Source organism: Fodinibius roseus (assembly GCF_900129315.1).
Lineage (GTDB): Bacteria > Bacteroidota > Rhodothermia > Balneolales > Balneolaceae > Fodinibius > Fodinibius roseus.
On the sequence record NZ_FQUS01000039.1, the window covers coordinates 1 to 20703 of the forward strand.

Consider the following 20703-nt stretch of genomic DNA (forward strand, 5'->3'; position numbering starts at 1 on the left):
TGCATTATGCGTTTCCGAGCAATTACAGTGCACAGTGGGTCCGCCTGCGTTCGGACAAGGGAGGCAGGGTCACAGCGTATTTCATTTATGAGTAATTTTTGTAATGAGGCATGCTATGAATTCCAAATGTCTTTTTGAATAAAAAGGCAATTTCTAATATCAATTGAAATATGAATCTATTATAAGGAATGGAACCCTTACCTCTGGAAGCATAAAGAAAACGTACAGATAAAAAATTATTGTTATGGCAGGAATAGCCAGGATTAAAGGTGTTATTCAATCAATAATTGAGTGATAAAGGATACAAAAAGCTTTTTTTTCGTTTTGATCATACTTTAAAAATTAAAAATATTTATAATGAAAAGAGATACATTTCTTAAGCAGTTTGGTGTAGGGGTATTTGGACTTGTCAGTGGTAAAAATTGGAATAAGGGTAAAGTAAAAGATGCAAGCTATCTGCTGGAAGCTGAGCATTTTACAAACAAGGGCGGTTGGATCCTGGACACACAATTCTATGATGAGCTTGGCTTTTCTTACCTACTGGCTCACGGCCTTGGGCGTCCCGTTGAAAATGCAAGCACAACGATTACTTTTCCAGTCGAGGGGGAATATCACGTGTGGGTACGGACCAAGGACTGGGTCCCGGGCAATTGGGAAGCGCCGGGTCGCTTTAGGTTGCATATTAACAGTGAACCCATCGGAAAAGAGCTGGGGACCAAACCTAGCTGGGATTGGCAATCGGTTGGGTCTGTAAAATTAGAAAACCGACAGGCACTGATAGAATTGGAGGACCTAACAGGTTTTGACGGCCGATGTGATGCCATTTATTTCTCTCAAGATCCTAACGATGTGCCGCCGAATGAAGAAGAATCCCTGAGACAGTGGAGATATAATAAGCATGGACTGCCTGATTCTCCTCAAAAAGAGCTGGAATTTGATGTGGTAATTGCAGGAGGCGGCATTGCCGGGTGTGCAGCGGCATTGTCGGCAGAATCCGAGGGACGCAAGGTAGCTCTCATTCAGGATCGCCCGGTACTCGGGGGAAATGCCTCATCCGAGATTCGCGTCCATACACTGGGTATTAAGGGGAAGCGAGAGGATATTCTCAGCCAGCTGGACACCCCGCATTACGATAACGGTTCGCCTGAGGCCAAGCAGGCGGAGGAGAAACGACACAGGAATATGGAAGCTGCGGAAAACGTTTCCCTTTTTCTCGGCCATAGTGTATATAAAGTTGATACCGACGGCAATACCATTCGTTCGATTGATGCCCTTGAACTGGAAACGGGGATTCGTCGTCGGTTTTCCGCCCCTGTTTTTATAGATGCCACTGGTGATGGCTGGATCGGATACTGGGCAGGAGCCGAATATCGGTATGGTCGTGAATCGCGCCATGAGTTTGGAGAAGGGTGGGACCAGTATGGAGAGTTATGGAGTCCGGAAGAACCCGACAACAGAGTGATGGGATCGAGCGTGCTCTGGCGTAGCAAAGAGAAGGATCAGCCGGTAAAGTTTCCCGATGTTCCGTGGGCAAAGGAGGTAGCAAAAAATCATAAGGCTACTTCCGGAGAGTGGTACTGGGAATACAGCGACAATGACGTGCACCAGATCGATGATGCCGAGGATGTGCGAGATCACATGCTCCGTGCTATTTATGGTTCGTTTGCCAATGCCAAGAAGGAACCTAAAAATGCACGACTCGATCTCGAATGGGTATCTCATCTCGTTGGCAAACGGGAATCAAGACGACTGATGGGTGATTATATTTATACAATGAACGATGCCGTTGAATCCCGAACCTTTCCCGATACCGTGGTTACAGAGGAGCGTGAGGTGGACGTTCACTACCAGCGAAAGTTGAGGGGATATCCGGTCGATTTTATAGCAAAGGCGATGTTTCTTAAACCTAAGGAGGAGCAATATTACCTGCCGTTTCGTACTTTGTACAGTAAGAATATCGAGAATCTGATGATGGCCGGGCGATGCTTTAGCTGTTCACATATCGGATTAGGAGGGCCACGTGTGATGAATACCTGTGGTCAAATGGGGGTAGCGGTTGGATTTGCAGCTCATCTGTGCCTTAAATATAATCAAACACCGCGGGGTGTCGGCCAAAGTAATATTTCCGAACTACGCTGGCTTTGCGGATATGACAAGGATAATTCCTGATTCAATAGTTACGGCTGATGGTAAGAATGAGACATTTTGTGAACCTGGCACTCGTACCTTTTTTTCTAACACTGGCGGTGACGGGACTTATGCGCTTTTTGTTGCCTTTTTCACTTGTTACGACCCGGGTACATATTATGTCCGGTTTTGCAGTATTGATACTTATAGGGCTTCACCTGGTTTCCCGGACGTCTTATTTTAAATCGATCCTTCTGTCTCCAGGCAAGGGTAATGAAAGAGGATACCGAAATCACCTGTCACAGAAGACCTTGTTGAGTATTTTGGGTTTATGGATTTTCTTGCTTGCTGTCAGCCTGTGGGGACTCCCGCCGGCTGCTCAAATAATCGACGCCAGTTATGAGTCTCGTCACCGGGCTACTATCTTCCGCTCGGATCCGCAAACAGTATACAAACCAGTCAAGGAAGGAATGCATCTAAAGCGAGTGACGGATACTGATGCAAGTCTGCTTATCCAGCTTGACTGGAGTGCGAGTTATATTGATAGCTACGGGCAAAACAACAATCCGTTTTCGAACTCTCGTCCACAGATGGCAATTTGGGCTGAAAGTGACACGGGTACGCTCATCGAGACGCTGTTTCTCTCGGAGAAGTCAGCTTTCAGTGAAACCTTTGAGTGGGCAGGTTATCCGCATCGGCGCGTAGACATCCTTCCCATTTGGAGAAATCGATTTACTCTGACAACCGGAATAGCACCGGATGGCGGGCAGGCCACCTTCTTTTCGGGGGCAACACCGGAACACAGTTTTTCTGTTCATAACTATTTAAAGACTAACAGTAAGCCATTTTATCTGTATGTTGAGCTTAACGCACCAAATGATTCGAATAACTACTTTAATTCCGATTATGTGCCTGATCAGCCGGGATATACTAAACCAGGTATCGGTCAGCCTTCGGTGCTCTACGGAGCATATATAGAACCTACAAAGGAAAAGCAATACTTGTTGCTTGACTTGGTCGGTCATGGAGGCGGCAATAGCAGTGACGGAAATATTCACTACGATTTAGGACCGATCACCACAGCCAAAAAACTGATTGAAAAAATTCTTGTCCGGGTTGAGGTCATTGATTCCGAGGAAGAAGAACCCCAATCCGATTCCTGAGCTATGAGAAAGAGGTTGAAAGAAAGAGTGAACGTGTGGCTGCTGGTAATGGGGGAGAGGGTTGGGAACCGAAAGAAACGGGAGTGGTACTTGTCTAGAACCGGATTTATATTACCTGTATTAATCACAGCAATTGCTTCCTGTAGCGAAGCCCCTCCCCCCAGGCACATAAAGGGGACTACTATGGGCACCTATTACACGGTTGCTTATCGCGCAGATATTGATGTAAAGAAGATAAAGTCCGGGATAGAAGAAACGTTGTATGATATTGAGGCTCAGCTTTCCAACTGGGATAATGAAAGCTGGATTAGCCGGTTTAACAGGAAGCAATCAACCGGATTTGTTTCCATTCCGGAACATGCCTATCAGGTGTTAGAATTTACGTTGCAGCTGGCTAATCAAACAAATTATGCGTTAGATCCAACATTAGGGAAGCTCATTAATCTCTGGGGATTCGGCCCTTCGAAAGTCGATCGTCCACCGAATAGCAAGGCGATTGAAGAGGCTCTGGCAGAAACAGGACCGGAAAAAATAACATTAAAGAAAACGCCTGTCCGCATGGTTAAGAAATATGCCAACCTGCAACTGAATCTCTCGTCTGTTGTCAAGGGATATGCTGCTGATGTACTGGCTCGAAAGATTGGTCAAAAAGGCATTACAAATTATTTCATTAATATTGGCGGGGAAATACGGGCCAGTGTAAGCTCTGAGAAGGATTCTTCCTGGACTGTGGCAATTCAAAAACCAGCGGTGAATTCACGAAGTAGCCAAGCTTACACGATGACAGAATTATTCAAATCGGGTCTGGCTACCAGTGGTGACTATCGCCGGTTTATGGATAATGAGGGGCGACATTATCCTCATATAATCGACCCGCAAACGGGTCGGCCTGTAGAAAATGATTTGGCCAGTGTTACCATTAAGGCTCCTAATTCCATGAAGGCTGACGGCCTGGCCACTGCCTGTTTGGTACTGGGTCTGAAAAAAGCACAAGTGTTAATTGCCGGAACGCCAGGTGTGGAAGGACTTTTTATTCAGCGTATTAAACAGGATCAATTTCGAGCGGTAACTACCCCGGGATGGGAATAGGCAAAACTCAAAAGATTATTATTCCCATTGGATTTAATAGCAGGTCTAATTGAAAAAGCTGGAGGAAAATAATTTAATCATAAGTAATGAGGGAAATGATATGGCAAATTCGATATTCTACCGCCGGAGGATCTTATCAGTTTTGGGTGGGATGGTCTTGCTGTACATAATAAGTGGCTGTAGTCTGAAGTCTGAAATCGATACCCGGGAAACCGAGGCTGCAGTATATATCAGTACTGCCAATTATAATTTGGATATCCAAAAAAAAGGATTTCGGTATAGTTTTAAGAAGCCTGATGGTACACTTATTGCGGAGTCCCATCCCGTATCAGGATTACTGATGCATCGCTCTGATACGCTGCTCGCTAATATAGAATCGACAAAGTTAATTGATAGTGCAGAGGAGCATATCAACCTTTTGGTTACAGCGGAGAATGGTTTACGAGCGGTCGTAACATTATGGCCGCTTCCCCATTCCATAAAATTTCAGGTCCGGCCTGAAAAGAAGGGAAAATACAGTATTGCCGCCCGCACCGCTGGTCTAACACCATCTTTTGGATTGGGCGATCATGCTGCATTTGGGGATGGAGAGTGGGACCGGGGTGTAAGAGCAGGTACCGATCTGACGGGTATTGAAATGGATCCCTTGAGAGGTTATCGCATGATCAGCAATTTTGTGATCTTTCCCAAGCAGGGATTGGCCGCTGTAAATATTGAACCAGGTGAAAAAATAATTCGATTGACGGAAGAAGAAAACCTGCAGGGAGCACGGGAGGTAGCATCGATGCCTGCCATGTATTACTTCATAGGGTCGCCCGGGGAGATCTACCAATCATTTCTTGACGCCCGAAACAGGGAAGGGTACCCGGTATACAAGCCGAAATATGAATGGTTCGGTGTTGGGTGGGAAGCATTTGGAGCTTTGGCCTGGAATACGAACAGGGAAACCGTTACACAAAATATAAATGAGTATCTTGACTTGGGTTTTCCCCTGGAGTGGATGGTAGTCGGTTCGGGATTTTGGCCCCGGGCTGAGGGAGAAATGGATGAACACGGTACTCCCTACAACGCAGAAACAGATCTGGAGGACTCCAAAAAATTACTTGCAACTACAAGTTTTGGCATGTGGGATGAACAGTTATATCCGAGTCCCAAAGAGATGATAGACAATTTTCATAGGCTGGGACTGAAATTTATTATCGGACTTCGAACCGGTTTTATTCCCGGTGGACCATTTACTGACGAGGGGCTGAAGAATGGCTATTTCATTGAAGATGAGGCAGGCAATCCAAGACTATTCGGCGTGGGCTTCCCCGAGCCTGACGTTTATATTGTAGATGCTGGAAATACCGATGCGGTTAACTGGTATGTCAACTTATGCCAGAAGTGGGAGAATTACGGGGTTGACGGCTACAAAGAAGATCTTTTTGGCTATCCGCAAACACTACCGGATGATTTTGTAAATCCTATTAACGAGGCTCTTATGGACAAGGGGGTGTACGTAATGGGCCGTAACAATTATCTGGGTTCACCGGTCGATATCCATCGGTACAACGACTTTAACTATAATCAACCACAGGATCGAGGCCCAATTAATGGATTGGCTTACGCTTATTCGGGCTTTCCTTATGTGTACCCGGATATTGTCGGGGGAACTGGGATGGCTACGGGGCGGTTCGGGGATGAGTCGAAAGAGAAGCTTAGAGTTTATCTCATGCGGTATGCACAATATGCGGCTCTTAATCCGTCTATGTCGTTCGGTTATGGACCCTGGAATTTTGATGACGAAGTTGTTGAGGTCACCCTACAGGCTGCACAGCTTCATGGTCGCCTGCAGCCCTATATTTTTAGTAATGCTATTAAAGCTTATAAAACCGGTTTTCCCTATCCGATGACTCCCTTGCCGCTGGCCTTTCCGAAGGAAGAGCTTGTATACAGCCTGGCCGATACTAACCGTCGCAGTTACCAGTGGATGATTGGAGAGTCCCTGTTGGCCACTCCGTTGTACGGGGGGGACTATGCAACGGCAAAAACACGGAATGTTTATCTGCCGGAAGGCACGTGGATAGAGTACGACAATGGTCAGCTGCATGAAGGTCCGTCTACACTCGAGAATTATCCACTTCCCGTTGGCAAAACACCACTCTTTGTTGGTGGTAACGGTATTGTAGTTGAAACGAAGGAGGGACAGCTCAAAGCCAGAATATATCCGGTAGCAGCTCAGGCGGAAATGGAATTTTACAGTGAAGATGGGACAACCCGAAGCGTTATAACCGTTGATAATCCCGACTGGAATAATTTGCAGGTAATAAACCAAACAGATAATAGTTCACCCGCAGTTAAAAAGGTGAATCACGCTTTTGAATTCAACATGGTTCCCGGAAATGATTATCTCGTAGAATAACATCTCCTATCATTAAATTGGCTAACCATTGGGAGGGGCAATATGATGATTCGCAATAGAGTTGTACGGAGATCCAGAGCAATGGTAAGCGAGATTTTTAACGCATCTGAAATTAATAATCCAGGTCCAATTAAGTTAGATATTAAGATGAAGTTGGAATAGGTGGCTATTCAAAATTAAATTTATTTCTTATGGTAAATAGGATTTCTTCCAACAACCTTATTTTTTTTAAAAAAAATCTACTTATATCATTGTTGGCCTTGATTATCAGCTGGTTTGCAGGATGTTCTTCAGATACCGATTTGTATTGGAATCAGAAACAATCGTACCGGTGGGCGCAAGTAGATCCGGGTTATTGGGACCACGTTGGATTTGAAGAACTATCTCCAACCGAGACGAATATTGATTTTGTAAACCACCTGTCTGAGAAGAATATGGGTGATAATCGCGTATTACTTAATGGATCGGGTGTGGCGGTTGGTGATATGGACGGAGACGGCTTGGCTGACATATATTTTGCACAACTTGAAGGACCCAATAAGCTGTATAAAAATATCGGTGGAATGAGATTCAGGGATATCACTGAGGAAGCAGGCCTCGAGCACGAGAATTACCTGACCACCGGTGTTGCGTCGGCTGACATAGAGGGAGATGGAGATCTTGACATCCTGGCAACAGGCTTTGACGGGGGAAATGCTCTTTATATTAATAATGGGGAAGGAAAGTTTAGCCTGAAGAAAAATAGTGGAATAACGTCCGGTGACGGAAGTACCACGATGACCCTGGCTGATATAGATTCGGATGGCGATTTGGATTTGTATATTGCTAATTATAAAGTAAAATCCGCACGAGACAAATACAGCTTATCGGATCTGGTATTGGAAAATATTACTCAAAAAGAAGCCGATACATTAAAGCTGGTCCCTCCGTACGATCAGGATTATATCCTGCTGGGAAATAAGAGCAATTACGATGTCCGTGAACTCGGAGAGGTCGATGAACTTTTTATAAATAAGGGGGATGGTTCGTTTAAGAAAGTACAAAATACGGAAGAACGATTTTTGACCGAAAAAGGGAACCGCAGGGGACTAAAACGCGACTGGGGACTTACCGCCAAGTTCCAGGACCTGAACGGCGACCATTTGCCGGATTTGTACGTTTGCAACGATTACTGGACGCCGGATCGAATCTGGATGAATCAGGGCAATGGAAGATTTAAGGCGGTAGATAAGAAAGCTGTCAGAAAGTTCAGTCTGTCCTCTATGGGGGTTGACGTATCGGATATTAACAGGGATGGGTATGTGGATATCTTCACAACCGAAATGCTCAGTCCTCATCATACAAACAGGTCGCGCCAGTTCGTAACGCAAAGTCCGTTTATTGATTCCCGCGAAGAGATTGATCACCCGATTCTGGCAGTCCAAAACGCCCTGCACGTTAACCGGGGCGATAACACGTTTGCTGAAACAGCATTTTTCAGCGGGATTGAGGCTACAGGGTGGTCCTGGGGAACCCAGTTCTTGGATGTGGATTTGGATGGTTATGAGGATATTATCATTGCTACGGGCAATACCGCTGATTTCCAGGATTTGGATACCCAGGAACGACTTGGCCGGCAAATGTCACGTACAGGCAAAGATATAGAAGGATTCCTGCTGGAATTTCCATCATTGGAACTTCCGAATAAAATCTTTCAGAACAACCGGGATCTAACCTTTAAAGATAAAAGTTTTGAATGGGGATTCAACGAGCATGATGTGTCCCACGGATTTGCTACAGCAGATTTTGATAATGACGGGGATCTGGACCTGGTGGTAAACCGCTTTAATCAACAGGCCTCTTTCTTTGAAAACATAACCAGCAGACCCAGAATTGCGGTCCGTTTAAAGGGTAATCCACCCAATACACAAGGTATTGGTGCAAAGGTTCGCTTATCGGGGGGACCTGTGGAGCAACAAGAAGAGGTTGTTTCTGGCGGAAACTATCTGTCGGATTCTTCGTCAGAAGTGGTATTTGCGGCGAATCCTGACAACCAAAACCACACCATAACCGTGAGTTGGCCCGATCGGAAATCAACGGTCATAGAAAATGTGAATGCGAATACCATTTACGATATTCAGGAACCTGAAAATGATATTACCGTAACCGGAGCAACACCTACTGCAGCCGATAGTGGGGACTATGTTTTTGAGGATGTTTCTTCGCGATTAAAGCATACGCATCATGAAAGCGATTTTAATGATTTTGGTGTCCAGCCGCTTCTTCCAAATGAGCTAAGCCAACTTGGTCCCGGTGTTAGCTGGATCGATTTTGATAACGATGGGGATGACGACCTGTTTATTTCGGGTGGAAGAGGGGGCAGGCTGGCCATATATGAAAATTTAAGTAATGGCTCATTTCGTCCTAAAATACTGGAACCGGTAACTGAAAAAACTGCAGTAGATCAAACCGCTGTGATCGGGTGGAGTAACGGTAAGGGTACCACCATAGTAGTCGGCAAATCTTACTATGAACAACAAGGGGGGGAGATAATCTCAGCAAACACTTATTATCTCAATAAGGATGAGATAAAAAAAAGTACGGGGGTTCCTTCGAGTTTTTCTTCAACGGGACCTGTGGCAGCCGCTGACTATGACGGTGATGGCGATTTGGATTTGTTTATAGGGGGACGGTTTGTCCCGAGACATTATCCAATGAATGCAAATTCCAGGTTATTTGCGAATGACAGGGGCAATTTTACAATTGATGAGGAAAATTCAAAAATGTTCCGTGAGGCGGGCTTGGTCACATCGGCAGTATTTTCAGACTATGATCGGGATGGCGATCCCGATTTGATAATCAGCACGGAATGGGGATCCATAAAATTGTTCAGGAATAGGAATGGAGAATTCAGGGAGGCTACCAAAATCGCAGGCCTAAGCGAATACAAAGGATGGTGGCAGGGGCTGGCTACCGGCGATTTCAACAATGACGGCCGACCCGATATCGTAGCAACAAATATGGGGCTTAACAGTGAATACCAGCTTAATTCAAGCCATCCCCTAAAAATTTATTATGAAGATTTTGACAGAGACCGGGAAATTGAAATTCTGGAAGCTCATTATGATGAGATAGCTGGATCCTATGTTCCCAGAAGACAACTATATGATTTAGATCGATCCTTGTCCGCAATTACGAGAAATATACAATCACACACTACGTTTGCCCACTCTTCCCTTGAAGATATATTGAATAGAGATTTGACGAATGTTCCTTCCAGGGAAATAAACACCCTGCAACACATGCTGTTTATCAACGAAGGAAAAGCATTTTCGGGACAGCCGTTACCAGATAAAGCTCAATGGAGTAATGCCTTTTATGCGGGAGTCGCCGACTACAACAACGACGGAAATGAAGATCTTTTTTTGAGTCAGAACTTTTTTGCTGTTCCCCCAACAAAGGCGCGATGGGATGCAGGAAGAGGATTATGGCTCCATGGAAATGGAGAAGGCGATCTTACTCCCGTTTCGGGAAATGAAACAGGTATCAAAATCTATGGAGAGCAGCGAGGGGCGGCCCTCGGTGATTTTAACCGGGATGGTAGAGTTGATCTGGCGGTTTCGCAAAATGGGGATTCCACCAAGCTTTATCTCAACGACACGAAAACCAGAGGAGTACGGGTCTCTCTTGAAGGCCCGGCAGAAAATCAGGATGGTATCGGATCCGCTATTAAGCTCATATATGAAGATGGAAAAAAGGGCCCCCTCCGGGAAGTGCAGGCCGGAAGCGGTTACTTGTCGCAAAACAGTAAGGTACAGGTTCTCGGTTTAGCCGGATCTCCCCAAAACATTGAGGTACACTGGTTTGATGATACAGTGCAGATAGTGGCGATACAAGCTGATAGTATGAACTACAAGATAACTTATCCGGATTGATATTTGATTATTCGTTATGATTAAGCTGAGTAATTTTTAAGAATCAAAGAAATCTATGATCAAAAAAGGATTTGAAGAGAAGCGGTCGGTACGAACCGAAACCAGGAGCACGGATCTGGTAGTCGTTGGTGGCGGTATGTCAGGGGTATGCTGCGCGATGACAGCTGCACGGGCCGGTATTACAGTGACGCTGGTTCAGGACCGCCCCGTGCTCGGGGGCAACGCTTCCAGCGAGGTGCGGTTGTGGATTCTGGGAGCCACTTCCCACATGGGCAACAACAACCGGTGGGCCCGTGAGGGAGGGATAATTGACGAACTTCTGGTTGAGAATACCTACCGGAATCCAGAAGGCAATCCATTGATATTCGATACCATTCTGCTGGAGAAGGTTTCTGAGGAAGAAAATATCAATCTGTTGCTTAATACCTCCGTCTATGATATTGAAAAAAAGGATAAAAGCACTATTGAAGAGGTGAAGGGATTTTGCAGTCAAAACTCTACCAAATATCTGCTACGGGCCCCCCTGTTCTGCGATGCCTCCGGTGACGGGATTGTGGCCTTCCAGGCGGGGGCGGCGTACCGGATGGGCGCCGAAGACCAGATGGAGTTCGATGAGCGATTTGCTCCCGAGGTTGACGACTACGGCGAGTTGTTGGGGCACTCACTTTATTTTTACACCAAAGATGTTGGGGAACCGGTCGAATATGTGGCCCCTGGTTTTGCAAATAAAGAGGCCGGAAAGCTCCCGAAGGTCCGGAATTTTGACCTGCAGGAGCATGGCTGTCAGCTCTGGTGGGTGGAGTACGGAGGACGGCTGGATACGGTCCACCAGTCTGAAGAGATTAAATGGGAGCTGTGGAAAGTAGTCTATGGAATCTGGGATTATGTGAAAAACAGCGGGGAGTATCCGGAGGCGGAGACAATGACTTTGGAATGGGTGGGTATGATCCCCGGTAAACGGGAGAGCCGTCGATTTGAGGGTGACTATATGCTTACCCAGCATGATATTGTCCGGCAAAGGGTCCAGAAGGATGCGGTAGCCTTCGGTGGATGGGCGATGGACCTGCACCCGGCTGACGGAGTCTATAGCCACGAGAGCAGTTGTACGCAGTGGCACGCAAAGGGAATCTATCAGATTCCCTACCGATGCTACTACAGCAAGAATATCGAAAACCTTTTCCTGGCCGGACGCATTATTAGTGCCTCTCACGTAGCATTTGGGTCCTCACGAGTGATGGCCACTTGTTCCCATGGAGCCCAGGCGGTGGGCATGGCTGCGGTTATAGCCACGGAAAAAGGGCTGTCGCCCCGGGATATTGCTAAGTCGCCTCACATACAATTTCTGCAGAATGAGTTGAATAAGCGGGGACAAAGCATTCCCCAGGTGCCGCTGAAGGATGAAGATAATCTGGCCAATATAGCGAGACTCTCCTCGTCTTCAGAGTGGGTAATGGACGGGCTGTCGCCGGATGGGAAGTGGAAAAACTTGGTTCACCCGTCGGCCCAGATGCTACCGTTGAATTCCAACCAAGCGTACCGTTTGACCTGTTGGGTAAAGGCAGCTCATCCAACCACACTCAAGGTCGAGCTCAGGACAAGCTCTAAACAATATAATCATACTCCCGACGTAACGCTTGAGACCAAACATGTAGAACTGGTAGAGGGAAAACAAGAGCTGACCCTCGCATTTACCAATGCCCCGAATCAGGATCAATACGGGTTTGTTTGTTTCGGTGAGAACCCGGATGTGGCCTTTAAAACTACAACAAAACGCGTATCGGGATTGCTGTCTGTCTTTAGGAAGACTAACAAGGCAGTTTCCAATTTCGGTCGCCAGGATCCCCCGGAGGGGATTGGTGTCGAATCGTTTGAGTTTTGGACGCCAGAGCGGCGTCCTGGGGGACATAATTTCGCTTTTAAGATCGAACCGGCTATCGCCGCTTTCGGAGTGTCTAATGTAACCAATGGGGTGACGCGCCCGACAAATACTCCCAACGGATGGATTCCGGATTGGGAAACCGACTATCAGCCAACAGTTACGGTGAGTTGGGACGAAGAGAAAAAAATAACTGAGATTGTGCTGATGTTCGATACCGATTTTGATCATCCGATGGAATCCACCCTCAGGGGGCATCCTGAGCGAGTTATGCCATTTTGTATTAATAAGTACAGAATTTTTGACTCAGAAGGTACTCAAATTTACCAAAAGACAGACAACCATCAGACCATTAACCGAATCGAATTTGAGCCGCCAATTGTAACCAGCAGTCTACACATCCAGATCGAACAGCCAGACCCCGGGGTCTATAGTGCTCTTTTTGAGGTTTTGTGCTATTCCGATTCTACAGTACTCTAAGGGATCATTCAATACTTAAAATTATTCTTTGAGTAGTCTCTTGCTGGCCGTGGTTGCGTTGGTCATTTTATTGCGGGATTGAATTATCCTCTGAATTCCTGTGAAGTCAGTGAGTCCGTTGCGGACAGATCCTGCCGATGCGTCCTCCCTCGGAGTGAAAGGAAAGACGTTCCGGGGTTCAGATCAGGCCAATAGGAATAATCACTGAAAGAATGGATTATTTATTAGTCTCAGTACAGGGTGTATTTAGTAATGAGGTAAGGGATAATTCCCTCATTATTATAATTATAGTTTTTTTACATGGTATTCCTAACATATTTCATACCGTATGTTTCATCTTAGTCCATTCATCATTTCATTAGACTACCAGACTATTTATTTACTATATTCCGAGGTAAGATTGAGTAGATGAACCCGTTGCATCTCTGATCCTGGGCTAATGGGAAAACGGAGCGTATTTTAATGAAGGAATCTACGTATTTTTTGCACATGCAAATATTATGGAAAATAAAAACTCTCCCCCCAATGAAATACTCCCCGCAGCGTATTCTATTTTCATTAATCGTTCTCATTTTGGTCTGCGGGCAGCAGGCGTCCGCCCAGGACGGGGGATGGCAGGCTGATCCCGACCGCATAAAATACTTGGAAGAGGAGCGCCCTCAATACAACTGGCGGGAGTCGGGCGTCCCGGAGTATCAGCTGCCGGACGTGCTGGAAACAGCCGATGGCTCGAGGGTGCAAACGGTGGAAGAGTGGCAACAGCGACGCGGCGTAATTCTCAATCTGTTCCGGACTCATATGTATGGCCACCGGCCGGGCCCCCCGGAAGATCTTTCCTTTGATATCATTGAAGAAGATCGGGAGGCCATGGGCGGCCGTGCCACCCTGCGGCGGGTAGCTATCAGAAGCCGGCATGAAGGACGCCGCCACGAATTCGAGCTGATTCTTTTTCTTCCCAATGAGACGCCAAAGCCCGTGCCGGTCTTTTTGCTCATGAACAATCGCGATCCTGATAATACCGATCCGACCCGAGAGGAGAAATCAGGGTTCTGGCCTGCTGAAGAGGTCATCGACCGCGGGTACGGCATTGCCGCTATTCAGAATGACGAATTGGCTCCCGACGAGGAAGACCATTATCATGAGGGCGTCATTCGCCTTTTTGAAGGAGAAAAAGCTGCGGTCGACCGGGAGTCGGACGCCTGGATGGCCCTGGCCGCTTGGGGATGGGGAGCCAGCCGGGTGATGGATTACTTTGAAACCGATTCCCGGGTAGATACCTCCAAAGTGGCGCTGCTGGGACATTCCCGTGGCGGGAAGGCTTCGCTGTGGGCGGGGGCCGAGGATGAGCGGTTTTCTTTGGTTATTTCCAATAATTCCGGCAGCGGGGGCGCGGCATTGAGCCGGCGGGCTTTCGGGGAAACCTTGCAGGCGGTGAACCGCTTCAGGCACTGGTTTGCCGGTAATTATGATGCTTTTGACGATAAAGAAGAGACCCTGCCGTTCGACCAGCATATGCTTCTTTCCCTGATCGCACCGCGTGCTGCCTATGTGGCCAGTGCCGATGAGGACCTGTGGGCCGATCCCCGGGGGGAATTTCTCTCGCTTGCGCATGCTTCCCCGGTCTACGCACTCTGGAACCATGACCCCATTCGCGCAGATGAGATGCCGCCGCTGGACCAACCACTTGTCAAAGGTCCCCGCGGCTATCATGTCCGCAGCGGGGGACACAATCTCACTCCGCAGGACTGGCATTACTATATGGATTTTGCTGATCACTTGTGGAGGTAGGAGATTTGAAAATGCCGGCCCGGTAGCCTGCAATTTTTGGGGATAAGGTTTTTGAATAAAGCAGATTATTCCTCATAATAGAACCGCATATCAATTAAAACATATATCAATTTTAAAGGTAGCTGATTACAAATGCTTAAAGGCGAAAACTGTGTTCTCCTCATTCTGTGTTTTATTCTTGTTGCTCAATCCCCGGTTGCGTACGGGCAAAGTGATGAAGATAAGCGACAGGCCTACCTCGAAGAGCTGATACAACTGCAGGAGGATCCGCCGTCGGACGATTTTGTCACTGTTCACGATGCGACCTGGCTCGACTGGGTGGAACGCACCGGCGCCCTGCCGCCAAACTTTGCTGAAATGCCGTCGATCCCTTTGCTTCCGGATCCGCTGCTGATTGATGAAGGGGGAGAGAACATTCCTGTTGAAACGCGTTCGCAGTGGAAGCAGAAGAGAGAGTGGATCAAAAAAAAGGCAAAACATATTTTGTCCGGCACCTTCCCGCCACCGCCGGAGAATGTGACTGCTCATGTTCTGGATGAAAAGATGGAAGACGGGGTCAAAATTGAGATGATCGAACTGCGATTTGGCGAGGATAACAAAGCCAAGCTTACCCTGGAACTGTTTACTCCGCCTGGCGAAGGTCCCTTTCCCGTATTTATGACCCAGTGGAACCACCGGGGATGGGCCCAGATCGCCGTTCGGCGGGGATACATGGGACTGGTATACGCGGGGGCCGATGCAAAGGACGACACCCGGGAATACCTGGAACTGTGGCCCGAATATGACTGGAGCACGCTGATGACCCGGGCCTGGGGCGCTCACCGTGCGGTGGATTATCTATATACTCTCGACCGCGTGGACCGCTCAAAAATCGCTATTACCGGGCACTCCCGCAATGGCAAGCAGTCGGTGTTTGCAGGGGCTTATGACGACCGGATTACGGCTGTTATCAGCAGCAGCGGGGGCACCGGGGGAGAAATCCCTTACCGTTATACCGACAAGCGTCACTCTAACGAAGAGATCGAATTTCTGGTCTCCCGAAGAACCCACTGGCTCCACCCGAGGCTGCGTTTTTACTGGGGCAGAGAGCATAAAATGCCGATTGACCAAAACTCACTGCTGTCCCTGATCGCTCCCAATTCTTTGTTGCTCAGTTCTTCCATACGGGAAGGGAAGGCCGGCGGAGATCCGTGGGCGATAGAGCACAACTATCAGTCACTGAAAGAAGTATATGAATTTCTTGATGTCCCCGAAAAGCTGGGTCTTCGGCTTCGCGACGGACTGCACGCGGTTGAGGCCCGGGATATAGAGGCGTATCTGGACTGGCTGGATGTTCAGTTTGACCGGACCACTACCATTGAATGGGAAAACGAATTAGTATATAATTATTCGTTTGATAAATGGAAACGGTTAAGCGGGGAAACTGTGGATCCCGAAAACTTTCCGGTGATTCCCGCTGACCGGCCGCTGCGTGCGCGCAACAATGGGGAGGAAATAACTTCGTCGGACGAATGGGAAACCCCAAAAAAGGATATCAAGGAGGATATTAAATGGCTATTGGGGGACAAGCCGGCCGGGGTTTCTGCCAGTCCGATACGAGGCCTGACCGGCAGGGACGATTATATCAACAGTTTTATCAGCCGGCCCGAAGTCTCGAATGGCAGAAGCAGGAATATCGCTCCTTATAATGCCATGGGTGACTATCTTATTGGCAGATTGTATTATCCCACCGATGCGAAAGGGGAGATGGAGACAGGCGAAGACGACAAGCTGCCGGTAGTGATCTATTTACATCGTTTTTCTAATACGGGATATGACGCTACCAATTTAAATGCGCTTTTTGAGGATATTCTATCAGAGGGAATGGCGGTACTGGCCATGGATTTGATAGGTTTCGGTACGCGCATAGAAGAGGGGACTAATTTTTACGAGCGCTATCCTCACTGGTCCAAATTGGGCAAGATGGTCACCGACACGCGTGCCGCCGTGAATGCCCTGGAAAGTTTGGATTTTGTGGACCGGGACCGAATATTCCTTTCCGGGTTTGCCCTCGGAGGGACGGTAAGCCTGTTTACGGCGGCATTGGATGACCGGATCGCCGGTACGGCTGTCTCGGGTGCTTTTACTCCTTTGAGAAACGCCACAGACGATGTCGAAGGATTAAAAACCTACTCGCATCTGCATGGACTGCTTCCGCGCCTTGGCTTTTTTACCGGGGATGAAAACAGGATTCCCGTAGACTTCCCTGAAATTCTTTCTGCTATCGCTCCCCGGCCGTTGTTGGTGTTTACCCCTGAATTGGACCGTCATGCGGATATTGAACATGTGGAGCAGAGTATAAAACAGGCCCGGTCCATATATGAAATGTTGGATGCTTCCACAGATCTTCAATATCGTTCACCCCATGAATTCACGGGCTTTTCGCCTTCCCAGCAAGAGCATCTGGTGGAGTGGCTGGATGAGATGTCAGGTTTATCAGGAAAAAATTAGAATAAACTTATCGGGCTGTTGCCAATGATCCGATCTGACCCCGCTCACCGCCGCGATGCCGAAGGGACTGCTACCGCTCATCTTTATGTCAAGGTAAGACCTTAATTAATTACATTATATCTATATATTATGAACCGGATACACCTTATAAAGCGATTCATTTTCTTAGCTGCGCTCATATTAATAGGCAGTATCAGCCTGCCGGGCTGTGATTCCGGCAGCGAATTATCGGTCGAAGATTTTAACTTTGATGGTCCGCATGGATCCGACGGTGCGCGTATCGAAAAACTGGGTGAGAATCATTTTAAGGTAATGCTCGCCCATGCGCCAAACCACCCGGAATGGCCCAATAAATTAAACTTTGAGATAACGCAAAACGCGAAGGGCAATGATTTGCGGCTGGAGGTGGAATTTGACGGGGGCACCGGCATGTCCTTTAATGAATACTTCCAGTCCTGGTCCTACGACCGGCAGCAGTGGCAGCCGATTCACTGGGAAAAAGGCCATCAGGAGTCACCGCAGTATGATATATTAACATTTCCCACCTTCGAAGAAGACCAGGTATTTGTCGGTACACAAGTGCCGATGTCATTCAAGGAAGCTGAGAAGCTTCTCAAAGAATGGGCGGAGCATCCGGATGCCTCGCTGCATACTGTCGGTAAATCTATACAGGGGCGACCGCTGTACCGCTTAGAAATTAATGATGCCCGGAGCACCGTCTCACCGGAAGACCGCTGGGTACATTATTTTGCGAACCAACACCCCGGGGAGCATAACTCCCAGTGGCGTATGGCGGGGATGATCGACTGGATATTGAGTGAAGAGGGGGCTGGTTACCGGCAGCGGAATATCTCCCATTTTATCCTTTATATGAGTCCCGATGCCTCCACACACGGCTGGTATCGCGTGAACGAAAAAGGGGTGGATATGAACCGGTCATACCGGGCAGAAGGTGCTCATCCGGAGGAACAGACTCATGAGGCCTATCAGTGGCAGCGGGACCTTGAGGGGTTGATGGACTCGAACACACCGGTAACTTCGATATGGGCCATGCATACCTGGCAGGGCATTGTGGAGCCCCTGTTGCGAACCGGGCCTGAAATGGGTTCCGTGCTGGGACCATGGACCGAATTTCGGGATATCATACAACAAAATGATCCGGATAGTTTAATCAAGCCTCTTGTTGTGCGGGAAGGTATGCCCGGTTATGGAGCAACGAGCTGGTCGGACGGGCCTCACAAGCAATTTGGTATTACGAGTGTTCTTTGCGAGGGGGCTGGCTCCCTGTATACAAAAGAAACAAATATAACATCCGGGGAGATTTTAATTGAAAGTATCGCAGCCTATTATGATAAGAGAAAATAACAGGAAGAATATAAATCAGCCGTTTGGCGGGTTTTTCTAATTTCGTTATCATAAGCCCAAAATAAATTCAAAAAACATCAAATCCCCGAAGTTACTAAGGGTCACAGCTATAGATTTGTATTTTTGTACAAGAACTGCATTTTCAGGAGACAGTACTTGCACTATTTAAAAAAAATAGTTAACTGGTAACTTATATAAGTAATCGTAACAGAACGGGTTAGTATTTATAGGGTAAAGTCCTTTAACATGTAATATTGATATCGGAAGAAAGATTATAAAAGATTGTAATATTGTTTATTTATCAGTAGTATTTAGTTGTTCTGTTAGGATTGCTTAGGCTTTGCCTAACATTATAAACTATCAGGATGTTTTTCGTAAAAATATTAACTTGTGGGGTCTACGGATTACAGGCAAACAGAATGAGTACATTTGCTTAGTACATATTGATATTTAACACTTTAAGTACATTATGGTAGTTATTATACGTCTCACAAAATATAATTTATACTGGTAATAAAAGTGTAAGATGAAGGGCATAGATGACCATATACTGGTACAAAGAATTAAAGAAGGTGATAGAGAATCGTTTAAAAAACTCTATAACAGGTACCACCAACCACTCTATTACCTGTCAAAAAAATATCTCAAAGATGAAATTTTTGCTAAAGATGCCGTTCAGGATATTTTCGTAAAAGTGTGGAAAAAAAGAGATGAACTTAATGCATCATCATCCATAAAGAGCTTCTTATTTACGATGCTGAAGAATCATCTCCTCAATATGATTCGGGATAAAAAGAATCATCGAAAAATTTTGAATGAACTGAAGCATACCGATTTTAGCTCATCTGTGTCTAACCCCATTGAAAACAAGGTGATCTACTCAGAATATTTAGATTTCCTAAAGAAAGCTATTAAAAAATTATCGCCGGCGGAAAGAAAAGTCTTTCAAATGAAAAGCTTTGAAGGGCTTTCCAACGATGAGATCGCCGAAAGAAATGAAGTTTCTGTTAATACGGTAAAAACCCAGTACTATCTGAGTTCTAAGTTTGTACGTAACTATCTGAAAAAACACGCCGATCTATTCATCTTCTTAATAGTGTCGTTGTTTCAGGTCAAAGATTCTTTCTGACCATGACTTATAGTATGGCAGCGACATGGATATAGCATTTTAATTTTATAAATGTTATTAGTATTCTCTCCTCTTCTAATACTTTTGATCTCCTGATGTGTATTAATAACGAAGATTGATGCGTATTAACAACGGAGATGGTCGGGAAAGTCAACAAAAACTGGTTAAAAGTAAGTAATGCAACAACTTGATTGGATTGTAATATTTCTGTTTTTCTTAGTCATGGTTTTTATCGGGTTCTGGTCGTTTCGGGAGGTCGATGATTCGGGAGACTTTTTCGTAGCGGGGGGTAAGTTGCCCTGGTGGCTTTCAGGGATTTCCCACCACATATCCGGTTACAGCGGTGCCGTTTTTGTCGCTTATGCGGGACTCGCATATACCCATGGCTTTGCGATCTATATATGGTGGGCGTTAACGATAGCCATAGGAATTTTTGTGGGAGCCATTTTGATTGCACCACGGTGGACGCGTTTGCGCTCTAATTTTAATATCGAGTCGCCCACGGAATATTTGAAAACCAGATACAACCTGCCCACCCAGCAGCTGATGGCCTGGTCGGGCGTGTTGTTAAAACTGTTTGATGTAGGGGCGAAATGGGCGGCGATTGCTGTTTTGCTGAAAGGATTTACCGGAACTCCGCTGATATACGGGATCCTGCTGGCCGGGGGGATCTCCCTGATTTATATAACGGTAGGGGGTTTATGGGCCGACGTGTGGACCGACCTGGCCCAGTTTGTTGTTCAGATCGTTGCCGGTATCATCATGTTTGTCATAGTGCTGAAGATGCTGGGCGGAGTCGATTCTATTTTCACGATGTGGGATCAGCTGCCGGAGGGCAACGGACAGCTTTTCAATGACCCGTATACCCCGGGCTTTGC

General features: G+C 46.8%; 11 protein-coding genes. All 11 read left to right on the forward strand.

Features of this window, described 5'->3' with window-relative positions; genetic code table 11:
- Positions 1-357: 357 nt before the first annotated feature.
- The gene (locus BUB16_RS20080; protein ID WP_084088479.1) at positions 358-2169 is read left to right on the forward strand and encodes an FAD-dependent oxidoreductase; all 1812 of its coding nucleotides are present in this window, start codon (positions 358-360) and stop codon (positions 2167-2169) included.
- A gap of 26 nt (positions 2170-2195) precedes the next feature.
- Positions 2196-3290, forward strand: coding sequence for a DUF4405 domain-containing protein (locus BUB16_RS20085; protein WP_073068475.1), 1095 nt, complete (start codon positions 2196-2198; stop codon positions 3288-3290).
- Between the two features lie 183 nt (positions 3291-3473).
- Complete coding sequence (locus BUB16_RS20090; protein WP_073068477.1) at positions 3474-4379, forward strand: FAD:protein FMN transferase; 906 nt, start codon at positions 3474-3476, stop codon at positions 4377-4379.
- A 100-nt stretch (positions 4380-4479) separates the two neighbouring features.
- Positions 4480-6783, forward strand: coding sequence for a TIM-barrel domain-containing protein (locus BUB16_RS20095; RefSeq protein ID WP_139240399.1), 2304 nt, complete (start codon positions 4480-4482; stop codon positions 6781-6783).
- 191 nt (positions 6784-6974) lie between these two features.
- Positions 6975-10697 (forward strand): CRTAC1 family protein, encoded by a 3723-nt coding sequence (locus BUB16_RS20100; protein ID WP_073068483.1) that lies wholly within the window; start codon positions 6975-6977, stop codon positions 10695-10697.
- Positions 10698-10752: 55 nt separating this feature from the next.
- Positions 10753-13053, forward strand: a complete 2301-nt coding sequence (locus tag BUB16_RS20105) for an FAD-dependent oxidoreductase (RefSeq protein WP_073068485.1) — start codon at positions 10753-10755, stop codon at positions 13051-13053.
- A gap of 525 nt (positions 13054-13578) precedes the next feature.
- Entirely contained in the window at positions 13579-14841 is a 1263-nt protein-coding gene (locus BUB16_RS20110; RefSeq protein WP_211483251.1) for a glucuronyl esterase domain-containing protein, read from the forward strand.
- Positions 14842-14973: 132 nt separating this feature from the next.
- Positions 14974-17331: a glucuronyl esterase domain-containing protein gene (locus tag BUB16_RS20115; protein WP_073068487.1), complete on the forward strand. Its 2358-nt coding sequence runs from the start codon at positions 14974-14976 to the stop codon at positions 17329-17331.
- Positions 17332-17460: 129 nt separating this feature from the next.
- A complete protein-coding gene (locus BUB16_RS20120) occupies positions 17461-18696 on the forward strand; it encodes a M14 family zinc carboxypeptidase (protein WP_073068489.1) in 1236 nt (411 codons plus the stop codon).
- Between the two features lie 526 nt (positions 18697-19222).
- Positions 19223-19825 carry an RNA polymerase sigma factor gene (locus BUB16_RS20125; protein WP_073068491.1) on the forward strand — a complete coding sequence of 201 codons (603 nt, stop codon included), beginning with the start codon at positions 19223-19225 and terminating at the stop codon, positions 19823-19825.
- A 177-nt stretch (positions 19826-20002) separates the two neighbouring features.
- Positions 20003-20703: sodium:solute symporter family transporter (locus BUB16_RS20130; RefSeq protein ID WP_211483252.1), on the forward strand; the 701-nt coding region annotated here is incomplete at its 3' end.